The sequence below is a fragment of the Phenylobacterium sp. genome, from assembly GCF_037138395.1.
Lineage (GTDB): Bacteria > Pseudomonadota > Alphaproteobacteria > Caulobacterales > Caulobacteraceae > Phenylobacterium.
Window position 1 is genome coordinate 1 of record NZ_JBAXIM010000011.1, and the last position, 20,558, is coordinate 20,558.

Below are 20,558 nucleotides of genomic sequence, written 5' to 3' on the forward strand. Positions count from 1 at the left end.
CCGAGATCGGCCAGGGGGTGAAGACCTCCATGCCCATGATGATCGCCGAGGAGCTGGATGCGGACTGGTCGAAGGTGCGCACCGTCCAGGCGGACTCCGATCCCGGCCTCTATGGTCGCCAGTTCGCTGGCGGGTCCATGTCGACCCCCCTGCACTGGGATGAGCTGCGCCGGGTCGGTGCCACGGGGCGGGCCCTGCTGATCGCCGCCGCCGCCAAGTCCTGGGGCGTCGATCCCGCGACCTGCTCCACCGAGCCCGGGCGGGTGGTGCACAAGGCCTCGGGCCGCTCCGCCAGCTACGGGTCGCTCGCCGCGGCCGCATCGACCCTGCCAGCGCCAGATCCGCGAAGCCTCAAGCTCAAGGACCCGAAGGACTTCCGCATCATCGGCCGGCCCATGGCCCAGGTGGACACGCCGTCCATCGTCACCGGCAAGCCCCTGTTCGGAATCGATGTCGTCGTGCCCGGCATGCTGTTCGCCACCTTCGAGAAGGCACCGGTCTTCGGAGCGGGTGTGGAGGCGGTCGACCTCGACGCCGCCCGGGCCGTGAAGGGCGTGCGCAAGGCCTTCAAGGTCGAAGGCGCAGGGGCGCCAGATGCCCTGTCCCCCGGAGTGGCCGTCGTCGCGGATACCTGGTGGCAGGCCCGCAAGGGACGGGACCGCCTCAATATCCGATGGAAGGCGCCCGGCGAGCCGGGCCTGTCCAGCCGCGACCTGGAGGCCCGGATGGCCTCAACCGCCAAGTGGAGCGTGGACCGGATCGAGCGGCATGACGGCGACGTGGATGCCGCCCTGAAGGGCGCCGCCCGGCGGATCGAGGCGACCTACCACTATCCCTACCTGGCCCATGTTGCCCTCGAGCCGCAGAACTGCACGGCGCACTTCAACAACGGCCGCATGGAAATCTGGGCACCGACCCAGAACCCCGAGTCCGGCCGGCAGCTCGTGGCCAAGACTCTGGGCATCCGGCCCGAGGACATCACCGTGCACATGGTCCGCTGCGGCGGTGGATTCGGTCGGCGCCTGTCGAACGATTACATGGTCGAGGCCGCCTGGATCGCCCGCGAGGCCGGCGCGCCGGTCAAGCTCCTCTGGACCCGCGAGGACGATATCCGCCACGACTTCTACCGCCCGGCCGGGTGGCACAAGTTCGAGGGTGGGCTGGACGCCTCTGGCCAGCTGGTGGCCTGGCACGACCACTTCCTGACCCCGGGACAGGGCGTGCAGACGGCGCGGTCGGCCGGCATGTCCCCCACCGAGTTTCCCGCCCGTTTCGTGCCGAATTTCCGCTACGGACTTTCCGTCCTGCCCAGTCCCACCCCGACCGGACCCCTGCGCGCGCCGGGGTCCAACGGCATCGCTTTCGCCGTCCAGGGGTTCCTCGACGAGCTGGCGCATGCGGCGGGTACCGATCCACTGGCCTTCCGACTCAAGCTCATGGGCGAGCAGGGGATGGTGGGAACGCCAGGCCGGGACGGATATGACGCCGGCCGGATGCGCGGGGTCCTGCAGAAGGTCGCTGAGGTCTCCGGCTGGGGGCGCACTCGCATGGCACCGCGACAGGGCCAGGGCGTCGCCTTCCACTTCAGCCACCTCGGCTACTTCGCAGAGGTCGTCCAGGTCCGGGTGGCGGATGACGGGCGGATCCGGGTCGAGAAGGTCTGGGTGGCCGGGGATGTCGGCCGGCAGATCGTCAACCCTTCCGGGGCGATCAACCAGGTGCAAGGCGCGGTGCTCGACGGCCTCTCCGCCGCCCTGGGGCAGGAAATCACCCTCGAGGGCGGTGCCGTCGTGCAGGGTAACTTCGATAGCTATCGTCTGATGCGGATGGCCGATGCGCCCCCGGTCGAGGTCCATTTCGTCCTGTCCGACAATCCGCCCACCGGACTCGGCGAGCCGGCCCTGCCGCCAGCCCCGCCGGCCCTGTGCAACGCCATCTTCGCGGCCACCGGAAAGCGGGTCCGCCGGCTTCCCGTCGATCCGGCCCTGCTCGTGGCCGGCTGAACCAAACGGCTCCCGTAGGGGATCAGTGCGGAATGTAGGTCCGCAGGACGTCCTCGATGATGCGTTCGAGCTGCTCGAGCGTATTGCAGGTCTTGGCCACGTGGCAGAACCGCTCGTAGCGGTTCATCACGCTGTCCCCCTGGCTCCAGTAGCTTTCCGGCTCGGGGTTCAGCCAGATGACCGCCCGGGACCGCTTCTGGATCGTGGCCAGGATGTCGAGGCGGGGGTTGGCATAGTTCGACCGCGCATCGCCCAGGATGATCACCGTGGTGTGCCGGTCGATGCGGTCCATGTGCTGGTCGGCGAAATCCTCCAGCGACTTGCCGTAGTCAGTCTGCTGGAAGCCGATCTGCTTCAGAACCTCGAAGATCGCGGTCTCGACGGGATGGTCGTCGAGCACTCCATTGACGCTGATCAGCCGCCCGGAGAAGGCGAAGGCCTCAAGCCGGTCGACGACCTCGTTCAGGGAGTACAGGAAGGTCAGGAGGAACTGGGCTGCGGCGGCCACCGACTTGGAGACGTCGCAGATGGCGACGATCGAAGGTTTGTCGACCTTCTTGGTCTTGAAGACGATGTCAAAGGGCATGCCCCCATAGCCCATCGATTTCCTGAGGGTCCGCCGGACATCCAGGTGACCCGTCCAGGCGACATTGCGGCGTCGCGAGTAGCGATCTGCGAGCCGCTTGGCCATCCGCTTCACCAGGGCCTGCATCATGGCCTGGTCTACCGGATCGATGCCGCCCTCGGCGTTCAGCGCCTTCCGCGCCAGCATTTCCTCGCGCAGCCGCTTGCCGCTGCCTGAGGCGTAGAGCTCGTGCTGGCGCTCGACATAGGCCGCCGCCTGGGCCGCGAGGGCCTTGCGCGCCGCGTCGAGCCGTTCGGCTCCGGCCTCGCCCGGTCCCCCCAGCCGCCGCGCCGCGGCGAGGATGCGCTCGATCTCCGAAAGCCCCATCTCCTCGAGGAGCCGGCGGGACAGTCGTGCGCGCTGGGTCGAAAGCCGGATCCGGGAGACCTCCGCCCGTTCTGCCGCCGCCTCCATGGCCTGGGCGAGGGCGGCACCGTCGCCCGCCATCAACATGCGCGCCAGGTCAGACTCCTGCGCCTCCGGGGGCAGGCCCTCCATCGGGTCGCCCTGGCCCTCGGGCGGGGCCACTGGAGGCGGGGCCTGGGAACGCCGGTCGAAGAAGGTGTCGAACACCGCTTCGAACCGCGTCACCTCGGCGGCGGTCTTGGCGAGGGTCGCGCAAAGGGCGTCGCGGAACAGTTCGCGGTCGGCGAAGCCCACGACATCCACCGTGCGGTGGGCATCGATCGCCTCGACCGGGGAGACCCGAACATCCGCTGCCCTCAGGGCCCGGAAGAAATCCTCGAGCGCCGTCTGCACCGGAGGCTCAGGCTCCGGCCTGGCGGATGAGCTCGGCGATCTGGGGCTCGACGGCGACGATGTCCTGCTCGAACTTCAGCAGCACGTTCAGGGTGTCGCGAACCACCTCGCCCTCGAGGGCGTCGGCGTTGAGCAGGATCAGGGCCCGGGCCCAATCGACGGTCTCCGAGATGGAGGGCGACTTGCGCAGGTCAAGGCCGCGCAGGGACTGGACGAAGTCCACGAGCTGGGCGGTGAGCCGCGCCTCGATCCCCGGCACCCTGCTGGCGACGATCTTCTTCTCAAGGGCGGCGTCGGGCAGGGGGATGTGCAGGTGCAGGCACCGCCGCTTCAGGGCGTCGCCCAGGTCGCGGACATTGTTCGACGTCAGGAAGACGATGGGCGGCGTCTCGGCCTTCAGGACCCCGATCTCGGGAATGGACACCTGATAGGCCGACAGCACCTCCAGCAGGAAGGCCTCGAAGGCCTCATCAGACTTGTCGATCTCGTCGATCAGAAGGACGCAGCCGGTCGGTTCCTGAAGGGCCTTCATGAGCGGCCGGGGCTCGAGGAAGGGCTCGGAGAAGAACAGGTCTCCCATGCCGTGCAGCCGGTCCATGGCCGCGTCCATGTCCGGGGCATCCGCCAGGGCCACGCCCATCCGGTCCTTGAGGATCTGGGTGTAGAGGAGCTGCTTGCCGTACTTCCACTCGTAGAGGGCCTTGGACTCGTCCAGGCCCTCGTAGCACTGCATCCGGATCAGGGGCTGGCCCAGCAGGGCTGCGGTACAGAGGGCAAGCTCGGTCTTGCCTACCCCCGCCGTACCCTCCACCAGAATCGGTTTCTGCAGGCGGACGGCCATGTAGAGCGAAGTCGCGATCCGCCGGGAGGCGATGTAGCCCACCTCGGCAAGGCCTGAGACCAGGGCGTCGATGGAGGCGAAGTGCGGGGACTGTGCGGCGTCGAAGGCGGCTTCGGCGGAAGAGGTCAAAGTTCAGACTTTCAGAAACTGCGGCGTAATTCCGCCGGAACGAGAAACAATATGGGTAGCTTGCCCGTGGCGGACGGGGCGGGGCAAGCTCTGAATGCGGTCAGCCGAACCCATAAGGCCTGTAGGGACCCAGGATAAGCTGCTCGAACACGCCCATGCCGCGCACGGGCGCCTCCCCCGGCAGGGTAAGGGTGACGTGAGACAAGGCCTGGATGTGGAGGTTCTCGGGGCGCTGGAAGTCCACGCCCGAAAGCGCGATGTCCTCGCGCTCCACGGCGAGCTCGCCCTTGTAGCCGCCGTGTCGCCACTCGGGATGGCCGTAGCCAATGCCCCGCATGAGGAAGGTCAGGAAGGGCTGGAAGGCCACCTTGGCCGCCCCCTGGGCGAGGGGAATGCTGAGGGTGGCGCTGGCGATCTGCCGGGTCCCCGGGATCATCACCACGTCCTCCATGGCGGCCTCACCGGTGTGCCGTCCGCCGCCGGGGCCCGCCCCATCAGGCGCGATGACCGCCCGGGTGTTCCAGGGCGCGCCGTCAGGATCGGCGTTGACGTGGAAGAAGACGCTGCGGTCCTCGAAGTTCAGCGGGGTCCATTGCCAGAAGAAGCTGGGGATCCGGTTGGGGACCACAGGCTGCGGGTCGGGGGCCCCGATGGGCCGGATGCCCCAGGACCGGTCCCGGGTGCCGACCGAGCCGGGTGCCAGGACCCGGCGCACGCCGTCCACCTCGATCCACCCGGACACCCTGACGTTCACGGTCAGCCGGGTGTAATCCATGAAGGCCCGGGGCCCGTTCCGGTAGACGAAACGGGGCTCCTCGATCGGGAAGGACCTGCCCTCGAAGGTCAGGTCGGCAGCGATCCCGTGGCTCGCTTCGACAATGACCCGGAGAGTCTTCAGGGGCTCGACCACCTCAATGCGGATCGGCCCCGCCGAGATGTCCATGCGCTCCATGTTCAGGAGGCGCGAGGCGTGCAGGCAGTGCTCCACCCCGTCGCGGATCACCGAGAAATGGGCATCGGCGACGTTCAGGTGCGGATAGACGCCGAAGGCGACGGCGAAGAACTCGGTTCCGTCCGGCTGATAGCCGTTGAAGAAGTAACGATCGTAGAAGTTCCGGTCCGTTCCCGAGAAGGCGATGGGCTCCGGGGTCTGGTGAATCGGATAGTCGTCGCCCTTGGTCAGCATGTGCCCTCCTCCGCGGGCCGGGGCCCACCTTGACTGTCCTGTCTGGGCGCCGCTTGCGGACGCCTTGCCGGTCGAAGTATCAGTTGCATCGGGACAAGGCGACACCTCCCGGCGGACCTCCGCCGCCAGGCCGCCCCTGGAGGACGAAATGGCCGAAGCCAACGTGCGCATACCCGACGACCATGCCCGTAACCTGGTGGACCCCGTCGCCTATGCCGACGGTCGGGTCTTCCGGACCTATGACTGGCTGAGGTCAAACCAGCCCCTGGGGCGCGCGGAGATTGAGGGCGTCGATCCCTTCTGGGTGGTCACCCGTCACGCGGACATCCTGGAGATCAGCCGGCAGAACGACCTGTTCCTGAGTGGGGACAAGTCGCCGACCCTGGTCAGCCAGGAGGGGGACGCCCGGATCCGCGAGATGATGGGGGGCAGCCCGCACCTGCTGCGCACCCTCATCCACATGGATGCGCCGGACCATCCCAAGTACCGCGCCCTGACCCAGGCCTGGTTCATGCCCCAGAACCTGCGTAGCCTGGAGACCCGCATCCGCGAAATCGCCCGGGCCTCGGTGGACAAGATGGCCGCCACGGGCGGACGCTGCGACTTCGTCCGGGAGGTCGCCCTGCACTTCCCCCTGCACGTGGTGATGGAGATCCTCGGCGTTCCGGAAGCGGACGAGCCGCGGATGCTGACCCTCACCCAGGAACTGTTCGGCGCCACCGACCCCGAACTCAGCCGGGCCGCCAGCAGCGACGCCAAGTCCATCCCCACTGACGTCACTGGCGAAGGCCGCCGGATGGACCTTGGGGTGATCACCGACTTTTTCAACTACTTCAACGCCCTGTCCGCTGACCGCCGGGCCTCGCCCCGCAACGACCTGGCCAGTGTGATCGCCAACGCCCAGATCGACGGCCGGCCCATCTCCGAACTCGAGGCGATGAGCTATTACATCATCGTCGCGACGGCGGGCCACGACACCACCTCTTCCTCGACCGCGGGCGCCTTCTGGGCCCTGGCGGAGCGGCCCGATGAGCTGGCCAAGCTCAAGGCGAACCCCTCGCTGATCCCCGGCCTGGTGGACGAGTCCATTCGCTGGACCACGCCGGTGAAGACCTTCATGCGCACCGTGTCAGCCGACACCGAGATCGGTGGGCGGGCCATGTCCAAGGGCGACTGGCTGATGCTCTGCTATGCCTCCGGTAACCGCGACGCAGCCGTCTTCGAAGATCCCGACGAGTTCAGGGTCGACCGCTCGCCCAACAAGCACCTGGCCTTCGGTTACGGTGCCCACCTCTGCCTCGGCCAGCACCTGGCCAAGATGGAGATGCGCATCCTCTGGGAGGAGCTGATCCCACGCCTGAAGTCCCTTGAGCTCGACGGCGAGCCGGCCCTGAGCCAGGCGGTCTTCGTCAACGGCCCCAAGACCCTGCCCGTCCGATTCGAGATGGCCTGAAACGGTGAGCTCTGCGGACCTCGCGCCCCGGCTGGCGGCCTATGCGGCCCGCCGCATGCCGGCGGCCACTGGCGTCGAGGTCCGCGACCTGTCCCGGATCTCCGGGGGTGCCTCGCGCCAGACCTACAGGTTCCGGTTGACCTGGACCGAGGACGGCGCGCCCAGGGAGCGCCGGATGATCCTGCGCCGGGATCCCCCGGTCAGCCTCATCGACACCGAGCGCCGGGTCGAGTTCGAGGCCTACCGCGCCTTCTTCGGCTCGAAGGTCCCGGTGCCCGAGATGATCTGGCTGGAGGAGGGGACCGAAGCCCTGGACCTGCCCTTCTCCGTGGCGGCGGAGATCACCGGGTACGAGGCGGCCCCGGCCCTGCTCTGGACCGAGGCCTATCTCGCCGCCCACGAGACCCTGGCGCGGAACAAATGGTCCATCCTGGGCGAGATCGCCCGGGCCGATCCCTTCGCCCTGGGCCTTGACCGCGTCATGCCGCCCCCTGAGCCCGAGGGCTGCTGGGTCCGGGAGCTGGACATGTGGGAGACCGTGCTGGACGCGGACGAAGCCGAGCCCCTGCCCATCGCCCGGGCCGCTATCCGCTGGCTGAGGGCGAATCCGCCGCCCCCCGCCCAGAGGATCGGCGTCGTGCACGGCGACTTCCGGACCGGCAACTTCCTCTATGACCGCCAGGGCGACATCCATGGCGTCCTGGACTGGGAGATGGCCCACCTTGGTGACCCTCTCGAGGACCTGGGCTGGAGCCTCAATCCTGTCTGGAACTTCAAGCGCGACCTCGCCGGCGGCCTCGTCCCTGACGGTGTCGCCATCGCCTACTGGGAGGCGGCCAGCGGCCTCCGGGCCGATCCCGCCGCTGTCCACTGGTGGACTCTCTTCAACTGCGTGAAGGGCCAGGCGATCTGGATCTCCTCGGCCCGGGCCTGGATCGACGGCGGCAACCGCGAGCCGATCATGGTCCTGCCCGCCTGGGGCATGCAGAACCCCCAGGACCGCGCCATCCTCAAGGTCATGGGTCACCTGTGAAGCCCGACATTCCCGCCGTCCTCGCCGAACTCGCGGGCCTCGTCGCCCGCAACGCCGCCCCGGACCTGGACCCCGCCGAGCGCGCCGGTGCCCTCAGCCTCTCGGCGGCCCTGCTGGGCATGGCGGCGGAGGCCTGGGATGGTGCCGCCCAGCGCCTGGTGGAGGAGAACCGTGCCCTGCGCGCCCTGCTGGCCGACGCCGGAGACTATACGGGCCCGGATGCCGCACTCGCCGGGGCCGAGGACAGCGACCTGACGATCTCGGTCCTTTCCGCCGCGAACGCCCGGCTTCGGGCCGGACTCATCGCCCTGCAGGCGGACGTCGAGGCCGAGGACTCCCCGGAGGCCCGGGCCCTGGAGTCCCGGATCTGGCAGGAACTACGCCTGTCCACCGACCGGCGCCGGATGTCCTCTGCCCTGGCCTAGGCCTTGCCCAGTCGCGCGCTATCGACAACCCGACCGGGCTGGGCTTTCTTGTGCATCCCGCCATTTTGCGGGGCCCCGCCCTTCGGCGGGCGCTTCACGCCAATACCGGCCGCCCATACTGGCCCAAGTTCAAGGGGACGATTTCCGAATGGCCCGCATCCTGCCCGAACCCACACCGGAGACCCGGCATTTCTGGGACGGGTGCCGCGATGGCGAACTCCGCCTGCAGCGCTGCACCGAATGCAAGACCACCTATTTCCCGCCCAGGGCCTTCTGTCCGTCCTGCGCCTCCCGCAAGGTCGAGGTCTACGCGGCCAGCGGCCGGGGAGTCCTCTGGTCCTACGTGATCAATCACCGGCCTCGCCCGGACATGGGGACCGAGCCCTACGCCATCGCCGTGGTGAAGCTCGATGAAGGCCCGACCCTGATGACCAACATCGTGGGCTGCCCCCAGACTCCCGAGGCCCTGGTCCTCGACATGGCCGTCAAGGTCAGGTTCGAGAAGCAGACCGATGACATTTCCCTGCCGCTCTTCGAGCCGGCGCAGTCCTGAGGCGGAACCCGACCATGATGCAGAATTCTGTTGCGGTCGTCGGCGCTGCCGAGACCACCAAGATGGGCAAGATCCCGGACGTCTCCGTGATCGGCCTCCACGCGGATGCCGCCCTCAACGCGATGGCGGACGCCGGCCTCAGGCCCTCCGACATTGATGGCGTCGCCACGGCGGGGATCTCCCCGGTCGAACTGGCCCACTATCTGGGCATCAAACCGACCTATGCGGACGGCACCAGTGTGGGCGGTTGCTCCTTCATGCTGCACGTCCGGCATGCGGCGGCGGCCATCAACGCCGGCCTGGCCAAGACCATCCTCATCACCCATGGGGAGTCCGGCCGCAGCCGGGTGGGTTCTGGTGGCTTCGGCCGCTCGCCGTCCAGCCTCATGGGGCAGTTCGAGATGCCCTACGGCGTCACCAGCCCGCCTACCATGTTCACCATCCCGGTCCTGCGCTACATGAAGACCTTCGGGGCGACCGAGGCCGACCTGGCCAATGTGGCCGTGATCCAGCGGGAATGGGCGGCCCTCAACCCCCGGGCGAGCTTCAAGGACCCGATCACCGTCGACGACGTCCTGAACTCGCCGATGATCGCCTGGCCCTTCCGGATGTTGATGTGCTGCCTTGTCACCGACGGTGGCGGCGCCCTCATCCTGACCAGCGCCGACCGGGCGAAGGACTTCCCGCAGAAGCCCGTCTACATCCTGGGCACAGGGGAAAGCGTCGAGACGCCCATGATCTCGCAGATGTACGACTTCACCTCGTCCACTGCCTTCAAGATCTCAGGCAAGAAGGCCTTTGACGAGGCCGGCATCACCCATGCCGACGTCGACCACCTGATGATCTACGACGCCTTCGCCCACCTGCCCCTGTATGGCCTGGAGGACCTCGGCTTCTGCAAGCCGGGCGAGGCCAAGGACTTCATCCGCGAGCGCAACACCGCCATCGGCGGCAAGCTGCCGCTCAACACGAACGGTGGCGGCCTGTCCTACATGCACTCAGGCATGTACGGCATGTACGCCCTGCAGGAGAGCGTCCGGCAGATGCGCGGAACGGCGGCGGCCCAGGTCCAGGATGCGAAGATCAGCATCGCCCATGGGGTTGGCGGCATGTTCGCCGCCTCGGGGACCATCATCTTTACCAACGAAAAATAGGCGAGTTCCAAAGCTTTACCGCGCTTATGCTGCAATCTCCGAGTGCAGCATAAGCGCGGCTCAGGCTGGCCTTGGCCGCCGGAAACCCCGTCGGCTGTAGGAGAATGTTCGATGGGGTCTGCGCCGGTGGTCCCGGCGGCGCTGGCCAGGGATCCGTTGTATTGGAGTCCCCGCCTGCGCAACCTCTGAAGAACTTGTTAACCTCGGCTTGGTAGCTGATTGGGACGGGCGTACCGGCCTCAGGGATCGTGAGTGTGGTCCTGAGGCGGACTCGGAGCGGTTATGGGATTTTCGTCGGACCCACGTGCGCGCTTCAACCTCGAGCAGGTGTCGATCCTGTTGCTCGAGGAAACCCCGCTCGGCATGTCCATCCTGGTTCAGGTCATGAACGGTTTCGGGGCGCGGAAGCTTCACCGGTGTGACAGCGTCGCCAAGGCCGAAAGTGTGGCACGGGAGACCGAACTCGACCTCCTGATCGTCGACGCCATGGCCTCCGGCGGCGGTTACGATTTCGTCCATTGGCTCAGGAATTCGGGGATCCGGCCCAACTGCTATGCGCCTGTCCTGCTGACGGCGGCCCACACGCCCGCAGCGGCGGTGACGAACGCGAGGGACTGCGGCGCACACATCGTCATGGCCAAACCGTTGACGCCAAAGGCCGTGCTTGATCGCATTGTCTGGGTTGCGCGGACGGGCCGCAGGTTCGTAGAGAGTGACAAGTTCGTGGGTCCGGACCGCCGGTTCAAGGAAGCCGGGGTTCCGGAAAAAGTGGGCGTCGGGCGGCGAAGAGAGGATGCCGTCCCGGGGAAGGGTTAGGGGTGAGTCCGGCGATTTTCGCGGCGGCGCCAGTAGCGTAAAATAAGGTCGAGTTGAATGAGTGAGTCCTCCAAGATCCATGTGCCGGACGTCCCCCTGGGGCGGCTGATCCGTATGCCCGGTGGCAAGACGGCGGGCCAAGCCATTGCCGATGCCGAGCAGGGGCTCGCCTCCCTGCAGGGCGAGAGCATGAAGGAGCTGAACCGGGTCCTGGCCAAGGCCGAGACTTTCTATGCCCGGGCTGACGGCAAGTTCGACGCCCTGGTGGTGAGCGCCTTCTACGACCTGATTAACGGTGCCATCGGCCTGCCGACCGCCGGCAAGGACCGGGCCATTGACGCCATGCTGGTGAGCCTCGCCGACCTGCTGGACTATTACCGGACCTCCGGCGACTGGGGCGACAAGTCGGTCCAGGTTCACCTGGCGACCTTCCAGCTGCTCTTGAAGACCGAGGGCATCCGCGACCCCCAGGGCACCGAACTGATCCTGGCAGGCCTCAAGAAGGTCAGCCGCAAGGCCGCCAAGGGCTGATCGCCGGGTGGACCGGGCAGACCCGGCCTGCCAAGATCAGGCCAGTTCCGCCGGAGGCCCCCCATGAAGACCCGCGCCGCAGTCGCCTTCGAGGCCAAGCGCCCCCTGGAGATCGTCGAGGTCGACCTCGAAGGCCCCCGTGCCGGCGAGGTCCTCGTGGAAATCCGCGCCACGGGCGTCTGCCATACGGATGCCTACACCCTGGATGGCCTGGACTCCGAGGGGATCTTCCCATCGATCCTGGGGCACGAAGGGGCCGGCGTGGTCGTGGAGATCGGGCCTGGGGTCACCAGCGTCAGGCCGGGGGATCACGTGATCCCGCTCTACACCCCCGAATGCCGCCAGTGCAAAAGCTGCCTGTCGCGCAAGACCAACCTCTGCACCGCCATCCGTGGGACCCAGGGCAAGGGCCTCATGCCGGACGGGACCAGCCGGTTTTCCTACCGGGGCCAGGCCATCGCCCACTATATGGGCTGCTCGACCTTCTCGAACTTTACCGTCCTGCCCGAGATCGCAGTGGCGAAGATCCGGCCTGACGCCCCCTTCGACAAGGCCTGCTACATCGGTTGCGGCGTTACCACCGGGGTCGGTGCGGTGGTGAATACGGCCGGCGTCGAGGCCGGGGCCACCGTCATCGTCTTCGGCCTAGGCGGGATCGGCCTCAATGTCCTCCAGGGCGCGCGCCTGGTGGGGGCCGGAAAGATCATCGGCGTCGATATCAACCCTGACCGGGAGGCCTGGGGCCGTCGGTTCGGCATGACCGATTTCGTGAACCCGAAAAAGGTCGAGGGCGACCTCGTGCAGCACCTGGTGGCCCTGACGGATGGCGGTGCCGATTACACCTTCGACTGCACGGGCAATACCGACGTCATGCGCCAGGCGCTCGAGGCCTGTCATCGTGGCTGGGGCGAGAGCATCATCATCGGCGTGGCCGAGGCGGGCCGGGAGATCTCCACCCGGCCGTTCCAGCTCGTGACCGGACGCGTCTGGAAGGGCACGGCCTTTGGCGGCGCCCGGGGCCGGACCGACGTCCCAACGATTGTCGACTGGTACATGGAGGGCAAGATTCAGATCGACCCCATGATCACCCATGTCCTGCCGCTCGAGGCGATCAACCGGGCCTTCGACCTTATGCACGCCGGGGAGAGCATCCGCAGCGTCGTCGTTTTCTGAGCCCGGGGGCCGTCGGCCCTTCGGTCATTTCTATTCATTTTTGGGGGGCCAGGATCCCCAGGGGGGAATTCCCATGATCAAGACCCGCATTACCGACATGCTCGGTATCCAGTATCCCATCATCCAGGCGCCCATGGGGTGGATCGCCCGCTCGGCCCTCGCCTCTGCGGTCTCCAATGCTGGCGGAATGGGGATCATTGAGACCTCGTCCGGAGACCTGCCCGCCGTCCGCGAGGAGATCCAGAAGATGAAGGGGCTCACCGACAAGCCCTTCGGCGTGAACATCGCCCAGGCCTATGTCCGCGACCCCGACATCGTTTCCTTCGTCGTCGACCAGGGGGTGAAGTTCGTCACCACCTCCGCGGGGGATCCGAACCGATACTGCGCCGCCCTGAAGGCTGCGGGGCTGACAGTCTTCCACGTGGTGCCGTCCCTGGCGGCGGCCATCAAGGCCATCGATGCCGGCGTCGACGGCCTGGTGGTCGAGGGCGGCGAGGGCGGGGGCTTCAAGAGTTCCCGGGATGTCTCCACCATGGTCCTCCTGCCCCTGGTCTGCTCCAGGCTGGACGTGCCCATCGTGGCGGCGGGCGGGATTTCAGACGGACGCAGCATGGCGGCGGCCTTCGCCCTGGGCGCCGAGGGCGTTCAGATGGGCACCCGGATGGTCTCGGCCGCCGAGAGCCCTGTGCACCAGAACTGGAAGACCGCCATCGTCGAGGCGAAGGAAACTGACACGGTCTTCCTGAACCGCTTCGGCCCGGGTCCGGCCTGCCGGGCGCTACGCACCGAAAAGACGACCCTCCTGGAGAAGGAGCCCGGCGAGAACGGCGTCGCACCAGAGTTCCGGCGTTCCCAGGAGCTCTACTTCGGCGGCGACATGGAGGCCTCCATCGCCCTTTCGGGCCAGGTGGCCGGCCGGATCGATTCCGTGAAACCCGTCGCCCAGATCATCTCGGAGATCGTGGAGGAGTTCGAGACCCTCATGGACAGCCTGTCGTCGCGGTACGCCCGGACCCGCGCCTGAGGCGGGGCCGATCGCCTCAGGCCGCGAGGGCGGCCCGGGGCGCGGGCGCCTCGGCATAGCTGGCCTCGTCCCACAGGGCGTCCCATTCAGCCCAGCGGACCGAGGCCTCGCGCAGGCGGGCGTCGTCCCGGACCAGGATCACCTGGCCCTGGCCCTCGTCCCAGACCACCGTCAGGTCGCAGAGGCGCAGGTCGGCCGCCTCCAGGCGTCCCTGGCGGACCAGGTCCTGCGCCATCGCCGCAGACAGGCGCAGCCGGAGCCGCCCTCCGGACAGCCGTTCAGCGCAGTCCGCGTGCCGGATCACCTCGTCGATCATGGCGGGGGTCGCCGGCCGCAGGGGCCGTCGGTCGCCGAAGCGGAAGGCGAGGTCGGAGCGGGCGGGGCGGATAGACTGGACATTCTGCATCTGAGGGACCTTTCCATGGGGTCGCGCCGGGGTACGGATTGAGAATGCGCTGGCACTACGCCAGAAACGGACGTAAGTTTCGGGTCTGTTCTCACTTTTTCGCAGGGGTGGCATGCGACACGAAAAGGCGGCCCGACTTCTTGAGCTGGCCCGGCGGCTTGCCGCGTCTGCGGAAGGCCTGACCCTGGACGAAATGGCGGCGGCCCTGCAGGTCTCCCGGCGGACCGTCGAGCGGATGCGCGACGCCGTCCGCGAGGCTTTTCCCCAGATGGAAGAGATCGCCGATCCGCCGACCGTGCGGTTCCGCATTCCCTCGGGGCTCGACGGCATTTTCCAGGCCCCGACCGCCGAGGAGTTCGCCGCCCTAAGGGCTGCAGCTGACCACTTCCGCCAGTCCGGTGCCACCGCCCGGGCGGGGGCTCTCGCCGTCCTGGAGACCAAGGTTCTGTCGGCCATGCGGGCCGGGGTCCGCCGCCGCCTCGCACCCGACATGGAGGCCCTGCTTGAGGCCGAGACCATGGCCGTGCACCCGGGCCCGCGTCCCTTCGAGGACGAGGCGGTGCTGGGGGCCGTCCGCGAGGCCATCATCTCCCTGCAGCGGCTGCGCTTCCTGTACGATGGTGGCTCAACCCCCGGCCGGGAGCGGGAAGTGACGCCCTACGGCCTGCTGTTCGGGCGCTCGAATTACCTGGTGGCGGCGGAGGGTGCGGGGGGCGAGCCCCGGAACTGGCGACTGGACCGGGTGCGCGACATCCGGGTGGTCCAGATCCCCGGCTCGCGACCCGCCGACTTCTCCCTGGCGGCCTACGCCTCGCGCAGCTTCGGCATCTACCAGGACGCGGTTGAAGACGTGGTTCTCCACATCCTGCCCCATGGGGCGGAGGAGGCCCTCGGCTGGCGCTTCCACGCCACCCAGGTCCTAGAGCCCCAGGCGGACGGCTCGGTCATCGCGCGTTTCCGCGCCGCCGGCATGCGCGAGCTGGCCTGGCACCTCTTCACCTGGGGGGACAGCATCCGAATCCTGGCCCCGGAACGGCTCCGGGCGCAGATGGCCGAGGAGCTGTCGGCGGCCACCAGGGCGCACGGGGTACCCTGACGTCCCCGCCTCAGGTGGACTTCAGGGCCGCCAGCACCGCCTCGGGCCGGATCGGGAGGCGCCGGACCCGGGCCCCCACGGCATTGAAGATGGCGTTGCCGATCGCCGGCCCCACCACGGTGGTCGCCGGCTCGCCCAGGCCCACTGGCGCATGGTCGCTGTCGACAAACTCGATCTCCAGGTCCGGAACATCGCTCATCCGGAGCGGCGTGTAGGCGCCCAGGTTGGTCTCCTGGATGCGGCCGTCCCGGAAGGTTGCGCCCTCGTGCAGGGCCAGGCTCAGGCCCCAGAGGGCGGCACCCTCCACCTGGGCCAGGGCCCCGTCCGGATGGATGATGGCGCCAGCGTCCACGACGAGTTGGAGCTTCTCGACCCTGACCTCGCCGGTCTTCCGGTCGACCCGGACCCGGGCCGCGCAGGCGGTCCAGGTGGGCATGTCCCGGTCCTGGCCGAAGCTGGTGGCGAGGCCGAGGCCGACGCCTGCCGGCAGCTTTCCGCCCCAGCCCGCCGCCTTGGCCACGCGGGAGAGCACGGCGGCCTGACGTTTCGCCCCACCAACGGAACTTGGCGCGATGCCTGCATTGCGGCCTGCGCCGTCCAGCATCTTCAGGCGAAAGGCGAGGGGGTCCTGGCCGGTGGCGTGGGCGGCCTCGTCCATGGCGCTTTCCACGGCCCAGTTGGTCCAGCCGGGTCCCACCGAGCGCAGCCAGCCCGGCCGGAAGGCGCGGTTGGCCAGGTCGTTCGACAGGGCCCGCACCCGGTGGGTGCCAACGTTGTACCAATGGTTGGCGCCGTTGATCGCGAAGGGATCGTAGGGCCGGTCATTGGCGCCCTTGGGCATGAAGAAGGGCGCCATGACCTCAGTGGGCCAGCCGGCGGCGGCGGCGTGGTCCATGGCCGTCACGCGGCCCCCCTCGCCGAAGGCCATCCGTACTCTTTGGACAGAGGGCGAGCGGAAGCTGTCGAAGAGGGTGTCATCCTCCCGGGTGAAGACCAGCTTGACCGGCTTGCCCAGGGCCTTGGAGGCCAGGGCCGCGGGCACCGCATAGTCGCCGTTCAGTCGCCGGCCGAAGCCCCCGCCCAACAGGTAGGTCTTCATGACGATGCCGGTCTCGGGCCGGCCCAGGGCCTTGGCCAGGGTCGGCAAGATCAGGGACTGCCACTGGTTGCCGGTGTGGATCTCGAAGATGCCATTCCGCTCGAAGGCCAGGGCGTTCAGGGGCTCCATCTGGAAGTGCAGGGCGGCGTCTGTGGTGTACTCCGCCTCCAGCCGGGACTTCGCGCCCGAAAAGGCGGCGTCGACACCCGGGTCGTTCACCACCAGGGAGCCCGCGGCCGCGTCGTTGATCAGGGCCCGGCCCCGGGCCTCGAGGTCGGCGTCCGAGACCTTCGCCGTCGGACCGTTCTCCCAGGTCACCTTGAGGGCCCGGACTGCGCGGTCGGCGGCGATGAAGCTGTCGCCGAGGGCCACCACCCATCCCGGCACGGTCCCGGACGGGTCGTCGAGAACGAGGTGGCCGCGATAGCCAGGGACGCCCCGGGCACCGGACTCGTCGACAGAGACGACCTTGGACTCGTTCCGCGTCGGCGGGATAACGGGCCGGGCGTAGACCATCCCCGCCATTTTCGCATCCAGGCCGAACACTGCCGACCCGTCGGTCTTGGCCGGGATGTCGCGGGCCTGGAATTCCCCGCCGATCAGGCGCCTGTCAGCCGCCGGCTTAATGGGAAGGGCGGCCAGCTCCTTGTCGGTGAAGCCGCCGCGCAGTCCGCCGGCGGCGACGATGTCGCCGTAGCTGACCGAGCGCTTGCCGGCGAAGACGGCGCCCTTGCGGGCGATGCAGGACGACACGGGAACACCGAGGATCTTTGCCCCCGCCTCGATAAGGGCGATGCGTCCGGCCGCGCCCGCCTGGCTGAGCATGGGATAGCTCTGCCAGACCGACCAGGAACCGCCGGTGACCATCAGGCCCCACTTGGGATCGGTGTCCACGTGGACGATGCGGACCTTGTCCCAGTCGGCCTCAAGCTCGTCGGCGACGATGCGGGCCAGGGCGGTACCGACGTGCTGGCCCATCTCGGCCCGGACGACATTGACCGTCACCACGCCGCGCGCGTCGATGGCGTACCAGAGGGTGGGCTCGAAGGCAGGCGTCCCGGCAAAGGGGCCGAGGGAGACGGCGGCGTCAGCGGCAGCGGCGAAGCCGAAGGCTGCGCCCGCAGCGCCTGCAGCGATCAGGAAGCGGCGGCGGTCGGGAGAGCGAAGGCCCTGGGTACTCATGAGCGGACCTCCGCTGCACGCACCGCAGCCTTGCGCCGGGGCTTGGCGGCGGCCAGCTTCACGGCCTTGCGGATGCGGACATAGGCCATGCAGCGGCAGAGGTTGCCGTTCATGGCGACCTCGATCTCGGCGTCGCTGGGATTCGGGTTGGCCGACAGCAGGGCCGCGGCCTGCATGATCTGGCCGGACTGGCAGTACCCGCACTGGGGTGCCTGGGCCTCGACCCAGGCCGCCTGGACGGGATGGACCCCGCCGGCACCCAGCCCCTCGATGGTGGTGATCTCCAGGCCCTCGACCGCGCTCACCGGCGTCAGGCAGGACCGGACGGCCTGGCCGCCCACGTGCACCGTACAGGCACCGCATTGCCCCACCCCGCAGCCGAACTTGGTCCCGGTCAGGCCAAGCTCATCGCGTAGGACCCAAAGGAGGGGAGAGTCCTCGGGCCCGGAGGCCTCGACCTGTCGTCCGTTGACCCTGAACTTCGCCATGGCGAGAGCCCCTTTTCCTGGAGTTTCCGTCCCTCAGGTCACGCTGCGCCCGGCTTCGGCCTCTGTCCAGTCCCCGCCCGAGGGGTCAGGTCCGGAAGAGGCTGACCAGGTCGCCGACCCAGGCCTTCACGGCGTCCTTCTTGTCGGTCGACGTCCGGCCATGGCGCACCACGATCAGGTCCAGGTCTGGTACCAGGACAGTGAACTGGCCCTCATGCCCGTTGGCGGAAAAAGAGCCCGGCCCGCCCAGGTCCAGCCACCAGTGGGCGCCGTAGCGGCCGTCCGTGACGCCGGGCTGCTGGAAGGTCGGCGTGCGGGCATAGTCCACCCAACCTTGGGGAAGAAGCCGCTGCCCGTCCCAGACCCCATCGCGCAGGTAGAGGAGGCCGAAGCGCGCAAAATCCCGGGCGCTCGTAAAGCAGAAGGACGAGCCGATGAAGGTCCCGGCGGGGTCGAACCTGGGGATCGGAGTCTTCATGCCGAGGGGCTCGAAGAGGCGCTCGCGCATGAAGCCACCGAAGGCCTCTCCCCTGAGGCCGGTCATGTCGGCGAGGATCCTGCAGATGATATTCGTCGTCCCGGAGGAATAGCTGAAAACGGTCCCGGGCGGATGGATCAGGGGCTGGTCAGCCGCGTAGTGGGCGACGCTGTCCTTCCCCGAGCCCCACATCATCTCGATGGTGTCCGAGGGCTTGTCCACCTCGTAGACCTCGTCGAACTTTAGCCCGCTCGACATGCGCAGCAGCTGGTCCGTCGTGATTGCGCCCCGAGGATCTTGGGGTGTCCGCCATTCTGCGACGGGGGCCGGGTCGGAAATGTCCAGCCGGCCGTCGCCGACGACGATCCCCACCAGGGCATGGGTGAGGCTCTTGGCCTTGGACCAGGACTGGCAGGTGACGTCGGGGCCATGCTCGGGGCCGTAGCGCTCCAGCAGGAGGCGCCCGCCCTGGACCACTACGACGGCATGGGTCTCGTCGAAGTCCCTGAAGCCGCGTTCGAGGTGGGCCTCCAGGCGCTCGCGGTCCACCGACCCGGGAAGCTCACCGCCGGGCCAGTCCGACGTGGGCCAGGGAACGCCGGCGGGCTGGGACGGAAGCGGGGGTAGGGTGCCCGCCTGGGCCTTGCCGCTCATGAGACCAGGGCCCGGACTTCCACGACCTCCTCAGGGGTGAGGATCCACTCGGCGCAGCGCGCATTGGCCAGCACCTGCTCTGCGGTCGTCGCGCCGGCGATGACCGAGCTCACCGCCGGGTGCCCGAGGAGCCAGGCGAAGGCAAGGTCGAGGATCCCCCGTCCACGCTGCTCGGCCCAGGCTTCCAGCGCCTCGAGCCTGTCGAAGTTCCGGTCGCTCAGGACCGCTGCGCCCCGCGCCCCCCAGGCTGCCAGGCGGGTGCCCTGCCGGGGCGCCTCGCCGCGCGGGTACTTGCCGGTTAGGAAGCCGCTGGCGAGGGGAAAGAAGGGCAGGAGGCCAAGGCCGAAGCGCTCGCAGGCCGGCAGGACCTCGCGCTCCACGCCCCGCTCCAGCAGGCTGAAATTGTTCTGGGCGGAGACGAAGCGCTCGAGGCCCCCGGTCCGGGCGGTCCAGTCGGCGTCGGCGATCTGCCAACCCGAGAAGTTGGAATTGCCGATATAGAGCACCTTGCCGGAACGGACGAGGTCGTCCAAGGCCCGCAGGGTCTCGTCGATGGGCGTGTCCGCATCCGGCACATGCATCTGGTAGAGGTCGATGTGGTCCGTGTTCAGGCGCTTCAGACTGTCCTCGACGGCCTTGACGATGTAGCGCCGCGCGCCGCCCCGCAGATAGGCCCCCTCGCCCATCGGGTTGGCGAACTTGGTGGCCAGGACGGCCTTGTCCCGCCTGCCCTTCAGGGCGTCGCCGAGGAAGACCTCTGACTTTGAGCCGCCGTAAATGTCGGCCGTGTCAAAGAAGTTGACGCCGCAGTCCAGGGCTGCGTCGACCACCATCCGGGTCTGGGCCTGGTCGATGCGCATGCCGAAATTGTTGCAGCCCAGCCCGATAATGCTGACCTTGAGCCCGCTTACCCCCAGATTGCGAAGTTGCATTCCGTCCTCCCGAAACTGCCCGACATGCCGTTGATGCTAGGCCAGCCTTCGGCCCTGCGCCAGCCTGCGCGCAGGGGTCGCTTCCCGAGGGCGGAAGGATCGGCGTCCGACGTCAGATCGCCCGGATCAGCCTCAGGGTCTCTGAGCTTTCGACGGCGGCACGGCGCAGATTGACGGCCTCGAAATCGATGGTGGAGGCGGCTTCGCGATCACCGAAGGCGTTGTCTTCATCTTCGGTCTCAAGGGGCGCAAACCAGGGCCGGTAATTCATGGCGACCTCCGTCATATTACGAAGGCACAAGTTAAGGGCCGTTAACCTTTTCCCGCCAAGCCCCGGGGCGGGACTCTCACGCACAATTGACCGGCTGTCCTTTGCGGCGGCTTCTAGCCAAATCGCCCACTCGCGTTTGAAGACGTCTGGTCTTGCCCGTCGAGCCTCACTAAGAATAGGCCCAACGCCCGAAAAGTGGGATGGCGCAGGCCTCGGATCCGGAATCGGACTGGGCTCCGTCTATCTG

The 20,558-nt window shown here is 68.1% G+C and carries 20 protein-coding genes; 11 read left to right on the forward strand and 9 right to left on the reverse strand.

What is annotated here, in order from left to right:
• Window positions 1-2,003, forward strand: a 2,003-nt coding sequence (locus WCJ52_RS01550; protein ID WP_336901530.1) for a molybdopterin cofactor-binding domain-containing protein, incomplete at its 5' end; no start/stop codon positions are given.
• Window positions 2,004-2,025: 22 nt separating this feature from the next.
• On the opposite strand, the gene WCJ52_RS01555 is transcribed toward WCJ52_RS01550, so the two are convergent.
• The 3 genes from WCJ52_RS01555 to WCJ52_RS01565 all read right to left on the reverse strand — a co-directional run bounded on the left by WCJ52_RS01555 (window position 2,026) and on the right by WCJ52_RS01565 (window position 5,543).
• The gene (locus WCJ52_RS01555) at window positions 2,026-3,387 is read right to left on the reverse strand and encodes a VWA domain-containing protein (RefSeq protein ID WP_336901531.1); all 1,362 of its coding nucleotides are present in this window, start codon (window positions 3,385-3,387) and stop codon (window positions 2,026-2,028) included.
• Window positions 3,388-3,394: 7 nt separating this feature from the next.
• A complete protein-coding gene (locus tag WCJ52_RS01560; RefSeq protein ID WP_336901532.1) occupies window positions 3,395-4,357 on the reverse strand; it encodes a MoxR family ATPase in 963 nt (320 codons plus the stop codon).
• Window positions 4,358-4,457: 100 nt separating this feature from the next.
• Window positions 4,458-5,543: a hypothetical protein gene (locus WCJ52_RS01565; RefSeq protein ID WP_336901533.1), complete on the reverse strand. Its 1,086-nt coding sequence runs from the start codon at window positions 5,541-5,543 to the stop codon at window positions 4,458-4,460.
• A gap of 148 nt (window positions 5,544-5,691) precedes the next feature.
• Here WCJ52_RS01565 and WCJ52_RS01570 point away from each other — a divergent pair, with 148 nt between their 5' ends.
• The 9 genes from WCJ52_RS01570 to WCJ52_RS01610 all read left to right on the forward strand — a co-directional run bounded on the left by WCJ52_RS01570 (window position 5,692) and on the right by WCJ52_RS01610 (window position 13,705).
• A complete protein-coding gene (locus WCJ52_RS01570; protein ID WP_336901534.1) occupies window positions 5,692-6,996 on the forward strand; it encodes a cytochrome P450 in 1,305 nt (434 codons plus the stop codon).
• Window positions 6,997-7,000: 4 nt separating this feature from the next.
• The gene (locus tag WCJ52_RS01575) at window positions 7,001-8,029 is read left to right on the forward strand and encodes a phosphotransferase family protein (protein WP_336901535.1); all 1,029 of its coding nucleotides are present in this window, start codon (window positions 7,001-7,003) and stop codon (window positions 8,027-8,029) included.
• Window positions 8,026-8,454, forward strand: a complete 429-nt coding sequence (locus tag WCJ52_RS01580; protein WP_336901536.1) for a hypothetical protein — start codon at window positions 8,026-8,028, stop codon at window positions 8,452-8,454. The genes WCJ52_RS01575 and WCJ52_RS01580 overlap by 4 nt, the downstream gene beginning before the upstream one ends.
• A gap of 148 nt (window positions 8,455-8,602) precedes the next feature.
• Window positions 8,603-9,007: an OB-fold domain-containing protein gene (locus WCJ52_RS01585; protein ID WP_336901537.1), complete on the forward strand. Its 405-nt coding sequence runs from the start codon at window positions 8,603-8,605 to the stop codon at window positions 9,005-9,007.
• 14 nt (window positions 9,008-9,021) lie between these two features.
• Complete coding sequence (locus tag WCJ52_RS01590) at window positions 9,022-10,161, forward strand: hypothetical protein (RefSeq protein ID WP_336901538.1); 1,140 nt, start codon at window positions 9,022-9,024, stop codon at window positions 10,159-10,161.
• A 282-nt stretch (window positions 10,162-10,443) separates the two neighbouring features.
• Window positions 10,444-10,977, forward strand: a complete 534-nt coding sequence (locus tag WCJ52_RS01595) for a response regulator (RefSeq protein ID WP_336901539.1) — start codon at window positions 10,444-10,446, stop codon at window positions 10,975-10,977.
• A gap of 57 nt (window positions 10,978-11,034) precedes the next feature.
• Entirely contained in the window at window positions 11,035-11,508 is a 474-nt protein-coding gene (locus WCJ52_RS01600) for a hypothetical protein (protein ID WP_336901540.1), read from the forward strand.
• Window positions 11,509-11,571: 63 nt separating this feature from the next.
• Window positions 11,572-12,681 carry an S-(hydroxymethyl)glutathione dehydrogenase/class III alcohol dehydrogenase gene (locus tag WCJ52_RS01605; protein WP_336901541.1) on the forward strand — a complete coding sequence of 370 codons (1,110 nt, stop codon included), beginning with the start codon at window positions 11,572-11,574 and terminating at the stop codon, window positions 12,679-12,681.
• Window positions 12,682-12,754: 73 nt separating this feature from the next.
• Window positions 12,755-13,705 carry a nitronate monooxygenase gene (locus tag WCJ52_RS01610; protein ID WP_336901542.1) on the forward strand — a complete coding sequence of 317 codons (951 nt, stop codon included), beginning with the start codon at window positions 12,755-12,757 and terminating at the stop codon, window positions 13,703-13,705.
• Window positions 13,706-13,721: 16 nt separating this feature from the next.
• Here WCJ52_RS01610 and WCJ52_RS01615 read toward each other — a convergent pair whose 3' ends face one another.
• Window positions 13,722-14,111 carry a hypothetical protein gene (locus tag WCJ52_RS01615; protein ID WP_336901543.1) on the reverse strand — a complete coding sequence of 130 codons (390 nt, stop codon included), beginning with the start codon at window positions 14,109-14,111 and terminating at the stop codon, window positions 13,722-13,724.
• Between the two features lie 112 nt (window positions 14,112-14,223).
• On the opposite strand from WCJ52_RS01615, the gene WCJ52_RS01620 reads away from it, so the two are divergent.
• A complete protein-coding gene (locus tag WCJ52_RS01620) occupies window positions 14,224-15,207 on the forward strand; it encodes a YafY family protein (RefSeq protein WP_336901544.1) in 984 nt (327 codons plus the stop codon).
• 10 nt (window positions 15,208-15,217) lie between these two features.
• On the opposite strand, the gene WCJ52_RS01625 is transcribed toward WCJ52_RS01620, so the two are convergent.
• The 5 genes from WCJ52_RS01625 to WCJ52_RS01645 all read right to left on the reverse strand — a co-directional run bounded on the left by WCJ52_RS01625 (window position 15,218) and on the right by WCJ52_RS01645 (window position 20,311).
• Complete coding sequence (locus WCJ52_RS01625; protein WP_336901545.1) at window positions 15,218-17,488, reverse strand: molybdopterin cofactor-binding domain-containing protein; 2,271 nt, start codon at window positions 17,486-17,488, stop codon at window positions 15,218-15,220.
• Entirely contained in the window at window positions 17,485-17,976 is a 492-nt protein-coding gene (locus WCJ52_RS01630) for a (2Fe-2S)-binding protein (protein ID WP_336901546.1), read from the reverse strand. Before WCJ52_RS01630 ends, WCJ52_RS01625 begins: the two co-directional genes overlap by 4 nt.
• 85 nt (window positions 17,977-18,061) lie before the next feature.
• Entirely contained in the window at window positions 18,062-19,108 is a 1,047-nt protein-coding gene (locus WCJ52_RS01635; protein WP_336901547.1) for a serine hydrolase, read from the reverse strand.
• Window positions 19,105-20,040, reverse strand: a complete 936-nt coding sequence (locus tag WCJ52_RS01640; protein ID WP_336901548.1) for an aldo/keto reductase — start codon at window positions 20,038-20,040, stop codon at window positions 19,105-19,107. The genes WCJ52_RS01635 and WCJ52_RS01640 overlap by 4 nt, the downstream gene beginning before the upstream one ends.
• 112 nt (window positions 20,041-20,152) lie before the next feature.
• Window positions 20,153-20,311, reverse strand: coding sequence for a hypothetical protein (locus tag WCJ52_RS01645; protein WP_336901549.1), 159 nt, complete (start codon window positions 20,309-20,311; stop codon window positions 20,153-20,155).
• Between the last annotated feature and the right edge of the window lie 247 nt (window positions 20,312-20,558).